At 60.7% G+C, this 18,377-nt stretch carries 17 protein-coding genes and 1 pseudogene; 15 read left to right on the forward strand and 3 right to left on the reverse strand.

The genetic code is table 11. From position 1 onward, the window contains the following. Positions 1-7: 7 nt before the first annotated feature. From U5782_RS20890 to U5782_RS20900, 3 genes are all read left to right on the forward strand, one after another. Complete coding sequence (locus U5782_RS20890; RefSeq protein ID WP_322045786.1) at positions 8-1,477, forward strand: cytochrome c; 1,470 nt, start codon at positions 8-10, stop codon at positions 1,475-1,477. Between the two features lie 113 nt (positions 1,478-1,590). Beyond that, positions 1,591-2,325 carry a metallophosphoesterase gene (locus tag U5782_RS20895; RefSeq protein ID WP_322045787.1) on the forward strand — a complete coding sequence of 245 codons (735 nt, stop codon included), beginning with the start codon at positions 1,591-1,593 and terminating at the stop codon, positions 2,323-2,325. 129 nt (positions 2,326-2,454) lie between these two features. Beyond that, a complete protein-coding gene (locus U5782_RS20900; protein WP_322045788.1) occupies positions 2,455-2,889 on the forward strand; it encodes a hypothetical protein in 435 nt (144 codons plus the stop codon). Positions 2,890-2,903: 14 nt separating this feature from the next. On the opposite strand, the gene U5782_RS20905 is transcribed toward U5782_RS20900, so the two are convergent. Then, positions 2,904-3,755, reverse strand: a complete 852-nt coding sequence (locus U5782_RS20905; RefSeq protein ID WP_322045789.1) for a LysR family transcriptional regulator — start codon at positions 3,753-3,755, stop codon at positions 2,904-2,906. A gap of 98 nt (positions 3,756-3,853) precedes the next feature. On the opposite strand from U5782_RS20905, the gene U5782_RS20910 reads away from it, so the two are divergent. From U5782_RS20910 to U5782_RS20950, 9 genes and pseudogenes are all read left to right on the forward strand, one after another. After that, a complete protein-coding gene (locus U5782_RS20910; RefSeq protein WP_322045790.1) occupies positions 3,854-4,246 on the forward strand; it encodes a tautomerase family protein in 393 nt (130 codons plus the stop codon). A 408-nt stretch (positions 4,247-4,654) separates the two neighbouring features. Further along, entirely contained in the window at positions 4,655-5,863 is a 1,209-nt protein-coding gene (locus tag U5782_RS20915) for a competence protein CoiA family protein (protein WP_322045791.1), read from the forward strand. Positions 5,864-6,526: 663 nt separating this feature from the next. Further along, positions 6,527-6,865, forward strand: coding sequence for a hypothetical protein (locus U5782_RS20920; protein ID WP_322045792.1), 339 nt, complete (start codon positions 6,527-6,529; stop codon positions 6,863-6,865). Continuing rightward, the gene (locus U5782_RS20925) at positions 6,862-8,172 is read left to right on the forward strand and encodes a DNA cytosine methyltransferase (RefSeq protein WP_322045793.1); all 1,311 of its coding nucleotides are present in this window, start codon (positions 6,862-6,864) and stop codon (positions 8,170-8,172) included. The genes U5782_RS20920 and U5782_RS20925 overlap by 4 nt, the downstream gene beginning before the upstream one ends. A gap of 7 nt (positions 8,173-8,179) precedes the next feature. Continuing rightward, positions 8,180-9,265 (forward strand): hypothetical protein, encoded by a 1,086-nt coding sequence (locus U5782_RS20930; protein WP_322045794.1) that lies wholly within the window; start codon positions 8,180-8,182, stop codon positions 9,263-9,265. Between the two features lie 95 nt (positions 9,266-9,360). Beyond that, the gene (locus U5782_RS20935; RefSeq protein WP_322045795.1) at positions 9,361-10,113 is read left to right on the forward strand and encodes a hypothetical protein; all 753 of its coding nucleotides are present in this window, start codon (positions 9,361-9,363) and stop codon (positions 10,111-10,113) included. 1 nt (position 10,114) lies between these two features. Next, positions 10,115-11,737 (forward strand): hypothetical protein, encoded by a 1,623-nt coding sequence (locus U5782_RS20940; RefSeq protein ID WP_322045796.1) that lies wholly within the window; start codon positions 10,115-10,117, stop codon positions 11,735-11,737. Between the two features lie 365 nt (positions 11,738-12,102). Beyond that, positions 12,103-12,309 (forward strand): annotated as a pseudogene (locus U5782_RS20945) (IS110 family transposase); the annotation flags it as partial. A gap of 43 nt (positions 12,310-12,352) precedes the next feature. Next, the gene (locus tag U5782_RS20950) at positions 12,353-12,871 is read left to right on the forward strand and encodes a LysR substrate-binding domain-containing protein (RefSeq protein ID WP_322045797.1); all 519 of its coding nucleotides are present in this window, start codon (positions 12,353-12,355) and stop codon (positions 12,869-12,871) included. 836 nt (positions 12,872-13,707) lie between these two features. Here U5782_RS20950 and U5782_RS20955 read toward each other — a convergent pair. Together U5782_RS20955 and U5782_RS20960 are read right to left on the reverse strand one after the other, a co-directional pair. Then, positions 13,708-14,097: a hypothetical protein gene (locus U5782_RS20955; RefSeq protein WP_322045798.1), complete on the reverse strand. Its 390-nt coding sequence runs from the start codon at positions 14,095-14,097 to the stop codon at positions 13,708-13,710. 412 nt (positions 14,098-14,509) lie between these two features. Beyond that, the gene (locus U5782_RS20960; protein WP_322045799.1) at positions 14,510-15,352 is read right to left on the reverse strand and encodes a MipA/OmpV family protein; all 843 of its coding nucleotides are present in this window, start codon (positions 15,350-15,352) and stop codon (positions 14,510-14,512) included. Positions 15,353-15,667: 315 nt separating this feature from the next. Between U5782_RS20960 and U5782_RS20965 the strand changes: the two genes are divergently transcribed. From U5782_RS20965 to U5782_RS20975, 3 genes are all read left to right on the forward strand, one after another. Then, complete coding sequence (locus U5782_RS20965; RefSeq protein WP_322045800.1) at positions 15,668-16,381, forward strand: response regulator; 714 nt, start codon at positions 15,668-15,670, stop codon at positions 16,379-16,381. Further along, positions 16,378-17,733 carry an ATP-binding protein gene (locus U5782_RS20970; protein ID WP_322045801.1) on the forward strand — a complete coding sequence of 452 codons (1,356 nt, stop codon included), beginning with the start codon at positions 16,378-16,380 and terminating at the stop codon, positions 17,731-17,733. Before U5782_RS20965 ends, U5782_RS20970 begins: the two co-directional genes overlap by 4 nt. Before the next feature lie 211 nt (positions 17,734-17,944). Then, positions 17,945-18,328, forward strand: a complete 384-nt coding sequence (locus U5782_RS20975; protein WP_322045802.1) for a hypothetical protein — start codon at positions 17,945-17,947, stop codon at positions 18,326-18,328. The last annotated feature ends 49 nt before the right edge of the window (positions 18,329-18,377 follow it).

The following is an 18,377-nucleotide window of genomic DNA, read 5'->3' on the forward strand; positions in this document are numbered from 1 at the left end:
GCCGACGATGAACGAACGACAATCCCCCGCGCGTCGTGTCGCTTCGCATGCACGGCATACGCACCCGCTACAGTCGGCGCTCGACCTCTTCGCGCCGCCTCGGCCAGTGCGACGCGCGCGCAGCGCAGCCTTCGCCGTGCTGTTCTGCGCTTTCGCGCTGTATATCGCCTGGCATGCATCGCAGGAGACGGCCACGCGCCCCGTCGACGAACTGCCGTTGGCGGCCGCCCATGGGGAAGGCCCGGCCTCCGCTGCTGGCGCGGCTGTCGCTGCTGTCAATGCGCGGCCCGACATCGTCCAGCGCGGCGAGTACCTCACGCGCGTCGGCGACTGCGCCGCCTGCCATACCGCCGACCCGGCGCGCCCTTTCGCGGGCGGGTTGCCGATCAGCACGCCATTCGGCCGGATCTACACGCCCAACATCACGCCTGACACGGATACCGGCATCGGCCAATGGAGCGATGCCGACTTCATGCGGGCGATGCACGAAGGCATTCGCAAAGGCGGCGAGCGGCTCTATCCGGCGTTCCCGTATGTCGAGTTCACGCGCGTGTCCGGGCAGGACGTGCAGGCGATCCGCGCGTATTTGAAGACGCTCGCGCCGATCCACGCCACGCCGCCCGCGAACGAACTGCACTTTCCATTCAACCAGCGCTGGCTGATGCAGCTCTGGAATCTCTTCAATTTCGAAGAGGGGCGCTTCGTGCCGGATCCGCAAAAAAGCGCCGAATACAATCGCGGCGCCTATCTCGTGCGAGGGCTGGCGCACTGCGAGGAATGCCACACGCCGCGTAATTTGACGCAAGGTTTGAAGAAGAGCGAGCGCTTTTCGGGCGCGACCCAGGCGGGCTGGCAGGCCTATAACATCACGCCCGACCGCGCGGGCGGGATCGGCGGCTGGAGCGACGACGCGCTCGCGAGCTATCTGACGACCGGCGTGGCGACGGGCCATGCTAACGCCGCCGGGCCGATGGCCGCAGTCGTGCAGAACTCGACGCAATACCTGACGCCGGAAGACCTGCGCTCGATCGGCGTGTTCCTGCGCGCGCAGCCCGCCGTGGCGGGCGGCGTGACGCGCTCACGCGACTCGTTCGGGCAACCGGCCAACGACGACATCACCACGCTGCGCGGCACCCGCATCACGGCGGTGGACGGCGTACAACTGTTCGTGGCGAACTGCGCGAGCTGCCACAACTGGACCGGCGCGGGCGTGGGCGCCAGCGCGCCGGGCGCATATCCGTCGCTGATTCACAACAGCGTGGCGGGCGCCGCGAGCGCGGGCAACCTCGCGATGGTGATCCTGCACGGCGTGACACGCCGGACCCGGGACGCCGACGTGTTGATGCCCGGCTTCGGGAGCCAGCTCAGCAACGACCAGATCGCGGCGATCGCGAACTATGTGACGAAGACATTTGGCAATCCGCAGGCGGCGATTACGGCCGATCAAGTCGCGGCGCTGCGCGCCCAGCCGCAATGAGCGCGTGCGGGCCGGCCAGCTTTGTTTAAGGCGTATGAAGCGCCGCGGAAAACTGCAGACAAAAAGCGGGATGGCTCGCATACGTCGCGCGCACACAGGGCTATCATGAGGCGATGACGCTCACTCTCGTTCCTGAAGTTGTGCATCACGCGGCCAATGCGGCCGGTCGCGATTTCGTGATCGGCGACCTGCACGGCTGCGTGGACGCCTTGCGCTATCTGCTTCACAAAGTGGGCTTCGACGCCACGTGCGACCGCCTGTTTTCGGTCGGCGATCTGGTCGATCGCGGCGACCAGTGCGAGCAGGCGCTGAAGTTGCTCGACAAGCCGTGGTTCTATGCCGTGCTCGGCAATCACGAGGACACCCTGTGCGCCGTCGCCGAAGGGCGGCTCGCGCGGCATCGCTGGTATGGGATCGGCGGGGGCTGGGCGCAGGCGCTCCCGGACGACGCCCTGGCTGTGCACGCGAAGCGCTTGCGCGAACTCCCGCTCGTGCGCACCGTGGGTGAGGGCGCCGCGCGATTCAACGTGCTGCATGCGGAGTTCTTCGGCGACGACGCCGAACTCGACGCCGGCCAGTTCGACGCTACCGTGCGCGAACGCATGCTGTGGGGGCGCGAGCTTGCCCTCAATGCCGGCGCGCCGCCGCGCCACGCTCTCTCGCTCACCTATTGCGGGCATACGCCAATGCGCGAGCTGCGCCAGATCGGCTCACAGGTGTTCGTCGACACCGGGGCGTTCATTCCCGAAGGACGCCTGTCGATGATTGAGGCGATGACGTCGCGGCACTGGTCGATTTCCGTGCAGGACGCGCGCGCGTTGGGCGCCGCGAACATGGCGCTGCCCTGAGTTTTCCCGGATGGTTGGCTGGCCCACAAGCCGAAGATCGTCGATGCAGGTTGGGTATAATCGCCGCCCAATTCATCCGGGCCAGTCGAGTCATCTGACACGACAACGGCTCATCGACGGAGGCGCCGAGTGCGGGCAGTAGTGGTGATGGTCGCGGCAGGATGGCTCGCGACGGCGACGGCATGGGCCGCTGCCCCAACGGCGGGGCATGCCGGAAAGGCGCCGATTGCCGCGCACAAGACCGGCAAAAACGCGAAAGGCCCCGCGCATCCGGTTCGCAAGCATGGCGCGAGGGAAACAAATGCGTCGCGGCATGCGGGGCGATCCGGCCACACTACGCATGCGGCGCACGCAAAGCACGACGCGGTGGCGGGATCGAAGGCGACATCACAGGGTTTCGCGCACACGCCGCGTCAGGCGGCTGCGCGCAAGCCCTCGCAACCGGCTGTGGTGCGTCCGGCGCCACGCCACAAACTCATGGTCGACGCGCCCGCGCCGACGCCTGCGGTGGCCGTGAAGCGCGCTATCCCGCAACCGCATGAACTCCCGCCGATCCTGAGCTGAGCCGCGCTGCGTCGTCACGCGCTGCCGAGACTCGACGCGAGCAACTGTAGCGTCGCCGCCGAACGCGGATCGCGCACGCGCGAATGCAGCGTCACCCGCGACACGGGCAAGGGCGGCAACCCGTATTTCACGCCGACATCGACAAGCGTGCGCGGCGCCACCCGCCGCGCGAGCGCCGAGACGGCCAGACCCGCCTCCAGCGCAGCGCCGACCGCGGCCACGCCGCCACCGACGAACACCTCGTTCCACGCCGTCCCTGCCGAATCGAGCGCAGCAATGGCCGCCGCGCGCACCGCACAGGGGCCCGCGAGCAGCGCGAGCGGCAGCGGTGCCGTGGGCGACCATTGCCACTCGGGCGAAGCGAGCCAGACCAGGGGCTCGTCGAAGAGCAGGCGCGCATCGCCGCGTGGCGCCTCATCGGCTTCCTGCCGCACGATCACGGCGTCGAGCCGCCGCTCGTCGAACTGGGCGAGCAACTGCGCCGACAGACCCAGATGCAGGGCGATCACGAGACCTGGATCGTGCGCGCGTAGCAGCGCGAGCTGACGGGCGAGTTGCGCATCCGCGACGTGCTCGCTCAGACCTAGCGAAAGCCGACGTACATCGCCCGCCAGCGCGCCGAGCGCGCGTTCGTGCGCCCCCAGCAGATCGCGCGCGGCGCCGAGAAACGCGAGTCCATCGGGTGAGAGCCGTACGAGGCGCGGCGTGCGTTCGAGCAACTGTCGCCCGAGGTGGTTTTCGAGCCGCTTGAGCTTGAGACTGACGGCCGATTGCGTGGTGCCGAGCGCATCGGCGGCGCGTGTGAAGCTGCGTAGTTCGGCGACCAGCACGAAGGCGCGCACGGCGTCGAGATCGAGAGGTTTCATTTCCATTGGAAATGGATGAAATATGGAGTGATGTCTGTTTGTAATGATAGACGGCGACTAAGCTACTGTCATGTTCAATCAACCGGATGGAGCCTGACATGCCTTTCACCCGAATCGCCGTACGCGCCGGCAAGCCCGCAACGTATCGCAAGGCCCTCATGCAGGGCGTGCATCGCGCGCTCATGGAAGTGTTCAAGGCGCCGGAGGATGACCAGTTCATGGTCGTCACCGAGCACGACGCTGATAATTTCGTGTTTGGCCGGCATTACCTGGGGATCGAGCGGAGCGACGATCTGGTGATGATTCAGATCGCCGTGAGCAATACGCGCGGGCAGGATCAGAAGAAGGCGCTGTTTGCGCAGATTGCGGAAAACCTTGCGCAGGATCCGGGCGTGCGACGCGAAGACGTGTTCATTAATCTCGTGGATGTCGCGAGGGAGAACTGGTCGTTTGGGAATGTTAACAAACAATTGTCGCTGCCAAAGGGGTAGCTGTTGTGGCTAACCTTTAGCGCAAATCGGTGGCGCTCGTACCGTGGTCAAGGCGCGCTACGTTCACGTACGGGTGAAATGGACACACCTGGCTGATCACCACCCGCTATTCGTCGAAGACGCCGGAGAAAGACAAGGGGGGAATGAACCCGATTCGCCGGGCCCGACGTATCTCGGCGACGGTGCGCCAGGGCTCTTTGCTGGTGGCTTCGCTTCAGTAGCGTCATGTATTCGCCAACGGCGTCTTGGTGCAGAAGCCCAGTGCCTTCACCGGCGTTCGTCCGGGTCGGTATTGCGGCTGTTGTAAGGGGGGAAAGGTCACGAAACACCTTATTCGAAGAGTAGGCGTCAGCCGGCCGCGAGCCTGCTACCATTTTGCCGTCACGGCACGTTCGCTCAGGTTACTAGGTGAAGATCCCGTTTGCCCTTGATGAGACAGAACGCATCGTCGAAATCCGTGAGGTGCCGCCCTCCGTGGAGGGCACCTTTCGCTGCGCCGCGTGCGGTGAGCCCGTGACGCCAAAGCAGGGCGAGGTGCGGATCTGGCATTTCGCGCACCGGCCCGAGTCCGGCCGGACGACGGCGTTCGAGACGGCGCTGCATGTTCTCGCCAAACAGTTTCTTGTGGAAAGCGACACGCTGTGCGTGCCGGGTCTCGTGTGCCAGCTGGATGCGCGGGCAGGCGGCGAAGACATCACGCTGTGCGTCGAGCACACGCTCCACTGGGACGCGGTAGGGGAGGCGGAAGTCTGGGTCGAGGGCATCCGTCCGGATTTCCGGGGCGTCTGTGAAGGCCGGGCCATCTTTGTCGAGGTGACGGTCACGCACGAGGTGGACGCGCCCAAACGGGAGACGCTCAAGCGCCTTGGAGCGCCGACGCTGGAGATCGACCAGTCAGCGGTGCCGCGCAATGTGACGGCGCCTGAGCTGCGGCGACGGGTGCTGGACGCGATCGAGGGCAAGCGCTGGGTGTTCTATCCCGGAGAAGCCGAGGCCTGGGCGCAGCTCAATGCCCTACGCCAACAGAGCGATGCCGTGTCCCGTGCCGCATCCCATGCTGTGGTCGACCAACAGCGCCAGGGACAACGGCGACAGGAGGCAGCGCTCAACGCCGCACGCGCGGACACACAAGCCGAACGCCTGCGGATGATCGCAAGTGCGAATGCGGCATTTCGCAGCGCCACCTCCGAGCGCCAACTGGCGTTCCTCGAGCAGAAGCTGGGCAAGCCCGTGACGACGTGGCCGGCCAGTATTGGACAGGATGTGCGGGGCGCCGAGGCCATCCCGGCGTCCACGCGCATCTGGCAGGCTGATGTGTTCCGCCGGTACATCCACGGGCGGGGCGCGCGCTACCATCCGCGTGTGAGCGTCGAACCGGTGGCCGACTGGCTGGTCCAGCGTTACGCCATTGCCTCGACTGAACTGACCTCCGTTCGCGACGCAGTCTGGAATTTTCTTTCCGCGCTCGGGCGGGCGGGATATCTTCGCCGCGGCGAGCGACTGGAGTTCGACATCATCCGGGATGTGCTGGGTGACGATGCGGTCCTGAGGTCACAAGCCATGAGCCTTGGAGGTCGCCCCGCGCGGATGCGCCTGAGCAGACGACCTCGCATGTGAGTCGAAGTTTGGGTCGGCGGTACGCTCGCGGCCCTGCCGTAGACCGTATTGAATGTGTCACCGTTGCGACATTAAATTCGTCACAACGCGGCTGACGGCGGGCTCGCGCCAAGAAACAGCCGCGGCACGGAAATTCGCCAACATCCACGAATTTCCGGTCTCGACCCACAAGCGACTTTCAACTCGTCTGCATATCAACGGCCGTTGCCGAAAACAATGCCGCCAGTCATCGCTCGCACGGCCCCGAAGGGAGACGACGTCGCGTAAGGTCAGGTCAAATGCGGACGCCGCCATTCGTCGGGAGCGTCGCCGTAAATACAGGTTGTTGAGAACCAACGCAGACGCAGTCATCACGGCGCCGAGTACCTGTGCTCCGCCTGGCCTAACTCCTGTCAATGCCGACACGGTATCCGCCCCTGCCCAGCCCCCACAGGGAGGCCTCAATACCCACGCCGCGATACCCGCAGGGCCGCCTGCAGCTTTACCTGACGGGATCTATCGATCGCTTCTGAGCGCAGCCCAGCACGCCCAAGGACTCACAGACTGCCGATGGCTCGCCCGGGGCCGTCTCGATGCTCTCTTATGCGGAACGGATAGCGTAATTGATCTAGACAGATAACGATATCTGCGTGTAGGATATTCTTTATTTGCGAAAGTTGCGCCATGGAAGAGACGATCGTCGAGGCGACGCTCCGGGAGCTTCTGCTCGCCGGGTCCATTCATCCGGTGACGGCCTCAGGGCGCCCCGGCGGGTTCGTGGTACTCATCCGTTACGGCGCCTGTGAGCGTTTGCTGGGGGCGGCACGCGGGGGCGTGCGGATATTTCCCAATCTGACAACGCTCGCGACCTTTCTGCGAAAGCTCGGCGTGGCCGAATTCACGGTCGATACACGGGGTTATGAAAGCGGGCGCGTGCGCAAGGCGCGTCCGGACCGTGCTGCGGCGTTGCGCCAGACCCGCACCACGCCGCGGCAGGCAAGGCTGATTGAGGAAAATAAATGACCACGTTGAAGGTGGTGGATCTGTTCGCCGGAGCGGGGGGGCTGTCCGAAGGCTTCCGGCAGGCAGGGTACACAATCATTGCCGGGTCGGACAACGACCCGGATGCAACGGCGACCTATGCGACGAATTTTCCTGAAGCGCAGGTGATCACGGGCGACATCCGTGCACCGCATGTCAAGGCACGTATTCTGGAACTTGCGAAGCAGGCTGACGTCCTGGTGGGGGGGCCACCGTGTCAGGCCTTTTCACAGGTGCGAAACCATTCGCGCATGATTGACGATCCGCGTAACAGTCTCTATCGGGAATTCGTCGATGTGCTCAAACAGAGCCTGCCTCTGGCGTTCGTCGTTGAAAATGTCACAGGCATGGACCAGATGGGTGTGAGGGAGCAGATCACTGCTGACCTGTCTCTGGAGGGTGAGTACGTGGTGCATCCCCAGGTGCTGGATGCGGCCGATTTTGGCGTGCCGCAGACGAGAAAACGGCTGCTCTTCATCGGCGTGAGAACGCGAAAAGGCATGGCGCCACCGGTGCTCGAGGGCTCGGGAGCCGCCAGCTCGATCAGCCTGACGCGCTTCACCGGCAACCGCAAGCCGCGCTACCAGGTGGTCGTCCAGCAACATATCCGCAGCCTGCGCTCCGGACAGGCACTCGCCAACGACGATGATCTGTCCGTCGTGACTGCAGCTGACGCGATCGGGGATCTGGCACAGCTGCCTGTGGGCAACCGCATTGACGCGCTGCCGTACTCGGAACTTGCGCCCGCCCGCAGTGCGTACCAGCGCGCGATGCGCGAAGGTGCTGGCGCGCTGCTGGCCAACGTCCAGGTGCCACGCATCAACGCCGATACCGAGCTGCGCCTGAATGGCATTCCTCCCGGCGGCAACTTTCGCGACCTGGATGCGCAGCTGCTCGAACGTTACCTGACCGGACAGAAGTGGGGGCAGGATAATGGGTCCGGCAAGCTCTCGCGCAAGCACTTCTACGCCTACCGGCGCCTGCATCCGGATATCTGGGCATGGACGCTGAACACCAAAGGCGACTCGGTCTACCACTATTGCGTCGCGCGCGCCCTGTCCGTGCGCGAGTTTGCGCGCCTGCAGTCCTTTCCGGACCGGTTCGTCTTCCTGACGGATCCGAGAAGGGGGATGATTGAAGGCCGGCACAACGGTGGGCCTGCGCACTCGCGCTACCGCCAGGTGGGCAATGCGGTGCCCCCCCTGCTCGCGCGCTCAGTCGCAGCGCATCTGCGTATTCAGCTGGATAACTATCTGCGCAAGCCATCGCGCCACAAAAAAGCCGGATAACAACACAGTGTCAACCCCAGAAAAACAGGAAGACGACACGGCTGTCGTCGGGACGGTGACAGCCGCATTCGGGGCGAAGAATCGAGAACGGCTCATCGCACGTTATTTTGCGCAGCAGGCGCCAGGCCCGTGTGCCGCCTCCGAAGCGTGGACACATGTCTATCGCCTGCTGATGTGGACCGATCAGACGACGGGGCTGGCCCATTGCTACGAAAGTGATAAATGCCAGCCAGGCAAGCCCTGGTACGCGCGCTCGCTCGCCTTCCACGACTGGCTGTCCACCGCACTCCATGTGTTGCCGGCCAGGCTCGCCCATCACATGGACTGGCTGTTCCTGCGGGCCACCGAAGACCTCGCCGCCCAGGCGCTCGGACGCGTCGCCCGAACCGAACAGGCAACCCGCGAGCAACGTCTGCCCTATCAGGGACGCGGCTTTCCGCGGCCGGGCGAAGATCCCGAGCTTGTCGCGATGATCCAGGACACCCTGCAGGATCATCTTGCTTCGCCGCCGCCCGCCGCGCTATGGCAGACGCTCGTGCAGCAGATCCGCCAGTACCTGATGCTCGAAAACAAGCGCAAGAATCTGGTCGGCGAAGGTTTCGAGGATGTACTGGCGGCCATTGTGAGGCGCACCTGCGCACAGGCTGCACCGGATGTGGCTGCACGACGGCCGCTGCAGGACATTCCGGGCTTTAATCCGCCGAAAAAGAATGAGAAGCCAAACAAGGTGGATCTGGCGATCGTACGGCCTGGCATGCGCACGCTGGTCACCGCGAAATGGAGTGTTCGCGCGGATCGCGAGAAGCAGTTCGCGGCTGATTTCGGTGATTACGTTCAGGCAGAGTCTGACGGCAAGCCCTTCGAATACGTGTTCGTGACCAACGAATTTGATCCCGCACGGCTGATGCGGGCGTGCGACAAGCTGGCCACGAACGCGCCGATGTTCACGCACGTCGTGCACATCAATACCGCGGCGCTGAAGGCGACGTATCGTGGTTCGAAGGAGTCCTCCATGATGCGCGTGCTTGAGCTCATCGATACCGGCCGCCTGATCAGCCTGGAGCGCTGGTTGAACCTGCTGCAGACGAACTGATCACTGATGCGTGCGCAGCCGCACAGCAGCATGCCCGCGTCCACGCACATCAGCGGTACGCCTGCGCGCGCCACCTACCCAACAAGGAGACCGTCTTGCAAACCCTGAATCCATCCGGCGCCAGCCCGGCAGTCAGGAACAGTCCCGGCGCCATCGTGCGCAGCCTTCACGAGCAGTGCGCGCAGGTCGTGGCCCATTCCACGCGCGCGGACAACGAAGCGCTGCTTGGCGAGAGTTACGTGTTCGCCAGCGATCTCGACGTGTGGCGTGAAGCGATCGCTGCCGGACCGTCGGCGCGCATGCTCACCGATGCGGCAGCCGAATATGTCATGTCGATGCTCAATGTCTGTCAGGGCCAGTATCGCAACGCGTTCAAGGGACTGCGCATGGTGCTTGAGCTCTGCATGCAGAGCAGCTTTCTCTCCGCCCATCTCGTGCTGCGCGAAGAGTGGCTCAAGGGCAAAGCCGACACGATCTGGGCCACGCTGGTGGATGCCGATGACGGTCCGTTAAGTGTGCGTTTTGGCCGGGCGTTCTTCCCCGAACTGGATGGCCATATCACACATTTCCGGCAGTTGTGCCAGACGCTGTATCGCGAACTGTCGGAATGCATCCATGGGAATGTACCCAACCATATTCCGCTCCCCACCGGTCTGGTCTTCTCGCAGGAAAGCTTTGCTCTGTGGCACGAAAAAGCCCGTCTCGTGCGCCTTGTCGTGCATTTTTCCTTTGCACTGCGGCACCTGAAGTCCATTCCAGCATCGCGCCGTTCCGATGTCGCGGCGGTGTTGCTCGACCAGCTTGGTCATATTGAAGCCATCCGTACGGAATGCATCCGTGAAATCTGACATGAACGATTCGAAGAGTTTTGTCATCCGCACCGAAGACCTGCGCCCGGAAGAAGTGCTGGGTCTGTTCGTGCCCACCGAGCGCGATCTGCAACTCATTGCCGGACTGAAGTCTCCCAATCCCCTGATTATCGAGGGCAGTCGCGGAACGGGTAAATCCTTTCTGCTGCGCGTGTGCGAGCAGCAGCAGCTCAGCGAGTTTGCCGATACGGGCGTGGTGCCGGTGTATGTGTCCTTCATCAAGAGCTCGCTGCTGAGCACGAAGAATGACCTGCAGTTCCAGCACTGGATGCTCTCGCATCTGGCTTCGCGCGTGCTGCGCACCCTCTACCAGATGGGCCTGCTCGCGCGGCCGACCGCCGCCGCGATCGTGCTCGCAGGAGGCGCCATCGGACGCGCGGGCGAGCCGACGCCACTGGAAAAGATCACCCAGCAGTTTGAGGCTTCCTACAAGAAGCCGGGCGATGTCGTCAGCACCGATGTGGTGCCCGACGTGGAGTCGTTCAAGGATGCCATCCAGGATCTGTGCGAGGAGCTGGGACTGCGGCGCATCAACGTACTCTTTGATGAGGCTGCACATATCTTCCGCCCGGAACAGCAGCGACAGTTCTTCACGCTGTTCCGCGATCTGCGCTCCCCCTACATGACGTGTAACGCTGCCGTGTATCCCGGCGTCACGTCGTACGGTCCGTCATTCGAGGCAACCCATGATGCCCAGATTGAATCGCTGAACCGGGACGTGCATGGCTCCACCTACCGCGAGCAGATGCGTGAGATTGTGCTCAAACAGTCTGGCGCGGAGCTGCAAAGCGATATTGAGCGCAACGGGGAAAACTTTGATGCGCTTGCGCTCGCCGTGAGCGGCAACCCGAGACTGCTGCTCAAAACGGTAGGCCTGGCTGGCCGGCTGCGCTCCTCCGATGTGCAATCTGTGCTCAAGGACTTCTACCGTAACGCGATCTGGGCCGAGCACAGTGCACTGGCCGAGCGCTATCCCGGTCACAAGGAACTGATCGACTGGGGCCGAGTCTTCGTCGAACACATCGCGATTCCCGATGCCGCCCAGAAGAATGAGACATATAAAGGTGAAGCCAAGTCCGAGCGCACCACCTATCTCTGGGTACATCGTGATACGCCCGAAGCTGTCAAGGAGTCGCTGCGGCTGCTCACGTACACAGGTATCCTGACCAAGCTGGATGCCGGCGTGGTCGCGACCCGGCGTGAGGTCGGCGTGCGCTACGCCATTAACATTGGCTGTCTGGTCGCCCCCGCCGCCAATCCGGTTGCCCAGCTCTCCGAATTGCGACGCGGGCTCACGATCAAGCGCTTTACCGAGTACGGACAGAACTATCCGGTGTTCGTGGAAATCGCCCGCCGGGTGGGCAAAATGGTGGACGCGGACATGTCGGAGGCGTTGGAGCGCCTGCTTGATGAGCCGACCACTGTACTTGACCTGACCGAGCATCAGCAGGCGGCGCTGGCATCGGTGGGCATTACTACCGTCGGCGAAGCGTTGACCTCATCGGAAGCGACCTTCCAGAAAGCCATGTATATCGGGCCCGTTCGATCGCGAAAGATGATGAACATCGTCAGTGCAGCAGTTCTGGAGTTCCTGTCTGGCTGACGCCAGCCCCGGAGCCGCAGCGACCCGCTGACGCACTGGAACCTGCTGGCAGCAGCCTGCTGCCGGTCGACAGCCAGGTGCCTACAGCACGCGCAGCCAGCCAGCCGTCGGACAGGAAGCCGTCAATCCGGTGCCACTGGCCTGGCTGGCCGCTGCGCTGCTGTACCTGTCGGAGGCAACCTGCGGGGCAGGCACGGGCTCCGGCATCGCCATACCTCAGCCCATCATCATGGTGCCGTCCGTCATGCCGCTTTCCTTTGACCGTGTTAGGAACTTCAGCTCAGACCTGGTAACCTGGGCGGATGGAAAAACGCAAACCTTACCCGAGCGACGTGTCTGATGAAGAATGGAGTTTCGCAGCACCGTATCTGCGCACGCTGCTGATCCACGGCGCACGTAGCGTACTGACTCATGCGAAGGAGCCCGGCTCGAGGGTGGAGCAGATGAAGAAGCGGCGACCACTGAATGTGGTGATCGTCGCATTAGCAAATAAAATGGCGCGAACGATCTGGGCGGTACTCGCCCATGACAGGCCGTACCGGAAGGGATACGTGAGCGTGAAGACAGCCTGAACGCCGTGCGCCATGGAGTAATCAACGTTCAATCCGGGGATGAATGTCGAAAGGTTGCGCAGCAATCGAAGTTGAGGCGGATCCCATCGGGGCTGACTTTGTCGGCAGGGGCTTTGATTTTGGTGTTCGTCTCGGAGAGGATATTGAAAAGGACATGGTCATTACCAGGATCGGGCCTGATATTCGCATGGCCGTGGTCGGTTCACCATCGTACTTTGCCGATAAGACGGTTCCACGCAGCCCTGAAAAACTTAGCGAACATGCCTGCATTGCCTATCGAAGACCTTTGAGCGGTCGCATTCTCCCTTGGGAGTTTTCGAAGCGCGGGCGTAGCGTTCGCGTTCGCGTAGATGGGTCTCTGGTTTTCAATCGGCCATCAACCATCGTAACCGCAGCGAAAGACGGGCATGGCATCGGCTACGTTCCAGAAGATTATGTACTCCAGGCGTGTGAAGACGGCCAGTTGGTTCGCATTCTAGAGGATTGGTGCTCGCCGTTTCCCGGCTTCCACCTTTATTACACCCGAACCGTCGGCAAAAATCTGCGGCCTCGACGCTTCTGATCGAGCACTTACGGTATTGATCCATGATTGCCATTGCCGTGCCACGACCGTTGGCGGCCCCAGCAGCGAGTTGTCTCACCTTGAACTGATGATCAAAGTAACCGCAGTCACCGAAATTCCGCTTTCAAGCGGTCTGCCTACCTGATGCCACTCCCCACAATTGTCGATAATTCGCAGGGTGCACTTGAGTGTCCGATTGTGGCCGGCCGCCGACGGAGGTGAGGGGGCGTCGTTCAAAACTTAGCGCTGCTTTGGCGACCGGCCGCGCTGGCGGGCAACGACTGCGGTAGACCGCGCAGGAATAGAAGCGACCGCTCGGGACGCCATCCTTAGGGTGATCCGAACAGCTTAATTGGTGCCAGACAGCACCGTGGACCGACCCATTCGCTGTGATTTGTACAGCGAGAAAAAACACCTTTTCTGAGCGTCTGATACGGCGCCTCGTTTGCCGGAAACCCTTGCTGGAAAAGGCTCGTAGCGATTTTTGCGTGATGTTATATTGAGTATCTTTGGGGAATGGGGTGGCGCAGTATGCGACGTGAGTAAGTGTGTGTCGTCAGAACCGGGTCGCGGCGTTCATATGCGCTGGCGAGGATGCATATGGACGATGTCGCAGAGCGGATTTCGGCTGCAACCGGCTCCGCCTCAGACGGTCGCAAGCGGGCGTTGAGCGACCGCCGTGCTTTTACATGTGAACTATCTGTTGCCCGCAAGAGAGCACGGGCAGCTCGGCGAAGGTCAATAACGCGGTGTGCGGTTTGCCGGACAGCGTCGGCCCAGCAAGCAGCACACCGCTTAAGATTTGCAACGTGATCGCGCGCATCGGTTTGCGACGGTCAATACGCCCCGGCTTCATGCTGCACCGGTTCAACAACAGCGCGAATCATAGCGATCAACATGTGCGAGGCAATGGAATGGCTCTTATATTCGTTTGCCTCATAGTGAGCGGTGGCCATGACAACATCGTCTTGAAGTATGTTGATATCGACCGACGACCAAAAGTCATTGTTTTTTGAATCACCATCATCGACTGGGGCGAGCATCACTGAATAGTTCAATACCGTACGACACTCAGGCGGAACTGTGCCGCGGCTGAACAGGCTGCTGTCTACACCTTGCTGATGAAGCGCAACCTGTATAGCAGAGACAATGTTGCTTGCAGGAGTCTGCTCGTTTACTTCGATACAGACTCTACGTGCCATGATCGAAGCGCCGTTGACGTACATTGAGGGAAGCCTGGTGTTACTCACACATCCCGCAGAAAGACACAAGGCGCTCACGGCTGAAATCCAGTTGAGGGTACGGAAGCGAGATATCATGATGGGTGACTCGCCCCGAACCAACAAAAAATAAACTTTTCTAATTCAATAAAATAGAGCATGGAACGAATTTCAATGCGAAATTTCACGTTCACTGGCAAGCTGGAATTAGTCGCTGACTTATCGGAGTATTCTGGCGCCAACGAACGCTAATTGATATTGGTTATGCGCGATATAAGGCAGGATCCGGTGTATTCTCCACGATCGTGGATTGTCTTTTTAAATGGCACATCAAAGGTGCTGCGATCGTGCTGGTAACGAGATTTGCATTTCGCGTAAAACCACACACAATCTTTAAGTCGCGCCGCACGCGTGCTGCTTAAAACGCGTAACCGGCGAATGCACCATACGTCATCTGTGTCTTCTTCTCCACGACTGGGCTATTTCCCACGGCACCCGGCAATCTTGTCGCAACGATCCGCGCTCCAAGAGTCCAATGTCGTGAAAGTAGATAGCTTGCGCTCGCAGTCATGCGAAGTGCGGCAATGCCTGCCCCTGGCGAATACGCATTGAGGCCTGAGCGAGTGCTGTTTTGCGGAGTTATGCCAAAGTAAGTATTGTTATATTCTGCACTGCCGAAAGTGATACCTGGTCCAGCGGATAACGTCCATTTGCTGGCAGGGCTGTAACGCCCGAACAGATCCAGTGACGCCGTGGCTCCTTCATTTTCGCCCGCGACATCCTGCGACACTGCGCCTACGACTGTAAACCAGTCGAGGTTGTAGCTTCCGAAGAGCGTCGCATGAAGGGTGCGATTGATGTCAGGCAAGCCATGTAGACGGATGTCATCAGACGAGTCACGCGGACTGACCAGGTCGTAGGAGAGTGCGACGCCTACACGCAAGTGTTCGTCGCGATACAAAAACGCTCCAAGACCGAAGGGTACGCTCGCGTCCGCAACAGAACCGAAGAAGTAGCGGCCGTAGCTCACACCGACAATTGGCGCAGGCTGGAATTTGGTCGAACTTGCTCCCTGATACCTGGGTGTCTCAAACGCGCCGAAGCCAAGCGAGAATCGCCATCCGTCATCGAAGGTACTGGTGTTCGTCGATGCCTGAGCGGCCGGTGTCGTACTGCTCTGTGCGAACGCAGGACTGGCGGCTAGTGCAGCAGTCAAGGCTGCAAAACGTCCCACACTGGCGGGGCGCTTCAAGAAACGCATGTATTTCTCCTAAGGCTGCGCGGAAGGGGGCTCAAGTCCGGTTCCTCCCTTCCTGACCTTCTCGTTAGGGATAGCCTTCGTGAACGCAAGCGAACCCCTTAACGCTTGCACGGAGCCAGCGAGCGCCGCGGGTTGCGCGATGAGAATTCCGCTGACGAATACTCAGGCGAGAGCCAGAAGATTACGGATCGAAATCGCAGATATGATGTGCGGTTTGTTGCCGAGTCGAAACAATGTGTCGTCTCGGCAATGCAAGTGACAGAAAGCTGAAATCAGGCGGGGCCTTACTTCAGTTAGCATTTGGAAATGACTTCTATGCCGCACATTCTGGTAGTTGATGACGAAGAGGACATCAGGTCCTTGCTAACGGGCTTCTTTCGTAGGCATGGTCACGAGGTCAGCGTCGCGACCAATGGAGAAAGCCTGTTCGAAGCCGTTGAGCATGAGCAAATCGACCTCGTCATTCTTGACGTTATGTTGCAAGGGGAGGACGGATTTAGTCTCTGTCGGCAACTTCGTGCCACCTCGAAAATTCCGGTCATCATGCTTACCGCTGTTGCAGATCACGTTGATCGCGTTGTGGGTCTGGAGATCGGCGCTGACGACTATTTGGTGAAGCCATTTGACGCGCGTGAGCTTCTCGCGCGCGTGAAAGCCGTGCTGCGCAGGACCACGCAAGCTGACACCACGATAAGCAGCACGCCAACGAGGCCCGTGCTGACCTTTGCAGGATGGCGACTCGACATAGCGAGGCGCGAGCTTAGATCTACAGACAATACCTTGACGATTCTCTCAAGTGGCGAATTCGATCTTTTGCTGGTGTTTGCAGAGCACGCACAACGGATGCTGACTCGTGACCAGTTGCTCGACATGACACGTGGTGCTGCCTACGAGGCTTTCGATCGAAGCATCGATGTGCAGGTCGCGCGGTTGCGCCGCAAGCTGGATACCGACATCAACGTGGAGTCGGTTATTCGAACCGTGCGTGGCGGCGGATATATCTTCACGCCCGTGGTTCGCCGTCGATGAGGATTCGGCTTCAATTTGCCGACACAATCGCATGGCGGATTGCGCTGACTGTCGGTGCCGCGATCATGAGTGTGCTGGCACTGAGTGTTCTTTTTGATCACCTTGCCGGACCTTCCACTGCCGAGAGAGCCGAGCTGGATCGGGCGGACGACGCAGTCCGTATGATTGAAGCGGCTCCCGCCGGTTTGCGGCAGCGGTTGGCTGACACGATCACGATTGCCGACAAGGTAATCTGGTATCCATCTGCAACATCGATCGCAAAACGCTTCGAAGCCGCAAGACTTCACGACGCCGACCCCGGTATGGCTGAACGATTTCGCGGTAATGAAGGCGAGCGCGAGTCCTTGATTTTCACGTCAGCGGATGCGTTAGCCAAAGATGTCGACTTCGACCGGGTGTCGCATCCAGGCGCGTATTACATGGCGGTGCAACTACACGACGGAAGTTGGGTACTGTTCATCGCAAATCATCGACGCTTAGGAAATCTGTTCCCCGCCAGGCTGGCAACCATGCTGCTGTCGGTCACTGCGTTGATTCTGGCTGCTTCGTTGCTTGCCACGTACTTTTTGGCGCGACCTATCAGACAGTTCGCGGACGTACTTCGCCGCATTGGCGGCGACCCACGCGCGAAGCCCGTGCGCGAATCCGGTCCGACGGAGTTGCGGTCTGCAATCGCTGCATTCAATGCCCTCCAGGGACAGCTGCGCAAATTTGTCGATGATCGCACGCTGATGCTGGCGGCGATGTCCCACGATCTGCGAACCCCTCTCACTAAAATTCGCCTTCGTGGAGAGTTCATCGATGATGACGAGCAGCGCGCGCGCCTCTTTCGGGATGTCGACGACTTGCAGGCAATGGCGGACTCGGCCCTGTCTTTTTTTCGAGACGACTACAAGGATGAAGAAGCGACAGTGTTCGATTTTGCTGGCCTTCTTCGTACCGTCGTAGACGACTATGGCGATCAAGGTTCGAATGTAAGCTACACCGGGCCGGATCGCTTCGCGATGAGCGGTCGCCCGTTCTCGCTACGGCGGGCGTGCATGAATTTGATCGAGAACGCGGTGAAATACGGGGGGAGCGCTGAGGTTGAACTGATCTGTACGCGATCAGAAATATCCGTGACCGTCAGCGATCACGGACCTGGTATTCCTATCGATTCACTGGAGAAGGTATTCACCCCATTCTTCAGAATCGAGCAATCCCGGAACCGATTGACGGGGGGGATGGGACTTGGTCTAACCTCAGCGCTAGCGGTGATTCGTGCACATTCGGGGAACATCGCACTTAGTAACCGGGAAGGAGGAGGCCTGATTGTATGTGTAGCCATTCCCGTTACGGAGAAGGTCGCATGAAGTAGCGCGCACGAGCTTATATATTTCCATAGTGAAATATATGGAAAGTAATTGAATTATTTAACCCGAATATTTATCGCGACGAGCGAAAGCCTAAAGAACTGAGAATCCCGGTCGTTATAAAGCTGAACGAAAATCAGTAGCGTCGCAGCGTGACATACGAACGCTACCCGACGCTATGGCGGCGCGAAATACGCGGGAGTAGTCAGACATGCAGGTTACAACGTCCACATCCAGCCAGGCCGTCGCAGCGAATGCGCCTGTCAATGCGGTTGCCAGCAAGCAGGTCAATGACGCGAGCACGACACCGGAGTCCAGCACCAAAGTTACGTTGTCAGATGAGGGATTGCAGAAGAGCGCCGAAGCCCTGAGCAGTGCCGATAGCACAGGCAACGGCTCAGCCAGTAGCGACACGACGAATGCAACAAACGCGAGTTCATCGACTTCGTCGCTCAAGTCGGTGACCTATGGCGTGCTCGGCTTGCCCGATCCCACGCAGCCGCAACCGAAGAACACGGCCTTTGGGGTCGGAAAAGTCATCGCTGCGATTGGTACGGTGGTCAGCATCGCGATGCTCGCGCTAAAGTTTCTCTGATATTTTTTGCCTAGGTTTGTACCGTGCCATCATGGCGACTTCCTGACGC

This window comes from Paraburkholderia sp. J67 (assembly GCF_905220265.1).
Classification (GTDB): Bacteria; Pseudomonadota; Gammaproteobacteria; order Burkholderiales; family Burkholderiaceae; genus Paraburkholderia.

What these genes read in the sequence shown, in the direction of transcription:
- U5782_RS20910 (WP_322045790.1), top strand. Translation starts at nt 3,854, where the DNA reads ATGCCTTTCACCCGAATCGCCGTACGCGCCGGCAAGCCCGCAACGTAT.
- U5782_RS20895 (WP_322045787.1), top strand. Translation starts at nt 1,591, where the DNA reads ATGACGCTCACTCTCGTTCCTGAAGTTGTGCATCACGCGGCCAATGCG.
- U5782_RS20905 (WP_322045789.1), bottom strand. Translation starts at nt 3,755, where the DNA reads ATGAAACCTCTCGATCTCGACGCCGTGCGCGCCTTCGTGCTGGTCGCC.
- U5782_RS20965 (WP_322045800.1), top strand. Translation starts at nt 15,668, where the DNA reads ATGCCGCACATTCTGGTAGTTGATGACGAAGAGGACATCAGGTCCTTG.
- U5782_RS20970 (WP_322045801.1), top strand. Translation starts at nt 16,378, where the DNA reads ATGAGGATTCGGCTTCAATTTGCCGACACAATCGCATGGCGGATTGCG.
- U5782_RS20920 (WP_322045792.1), top strand. Translation starts at nt 6,527, where the DNA reads ATGGAAGAGACGATCGTCGAGGCGACGCTCCGGGAGCTTCTGCTCGCC.
- U5782_RS20960 (WP_322045799.1), bottom strand. Translation starts at nt 15,352, where the DNA reads ATGCGTTTCTTGAAGCGCCCCGCCAGTGTGGGACGTTTTGCAGCCTTG.
- U5782_RS20975 (WP_322045802.1), top strand. Translation starts at nt 17,945, where the DNA reads ATGCAGGTTACAACGTCCACATCCAGCCAGGCCGTCGCAGCGAATGCG.
- U5782_RS20950 (WP_322045797.1), top strand. Translation starts at nt 12,353, where the DNA reads ATGTCGAAAGGTTGCGCAGCAATCGAAGTTGAGGCGGATCCCATCGGG.
- U5782_RS20925 (WP_322045793.1), top strand. Translation starts at nt 6,862, where the DNA reads ATGACCACGTTGAAGGTGGTGGATCTGTTCGCCGGAGCGGGGGGGCTG.
- U5782_RS20955 (WP_322045798.1), bottom strand. Translation starts at nt 14,097, where the DNA reads ATGTACGTCAACGGCGCTTCGATCATGGCACGTAGAGTCTGTATCGAA.
- U5782_RS20890 (WP_322045786.1), top strand. Translation starts at nt 8, where the DNA reads ATGAACGAACGACAATCCCCCGCGCGTCGTGTCGCTTCGCATGCACGG.
- U5782_RS20940 (WP_322045796.1), top strand. Translation starts at nt 10,115, where the DNA reads ATGAACGATTCGAAGAGTTTTGTCATCCGCACCGAAGACCTGCGCCCG.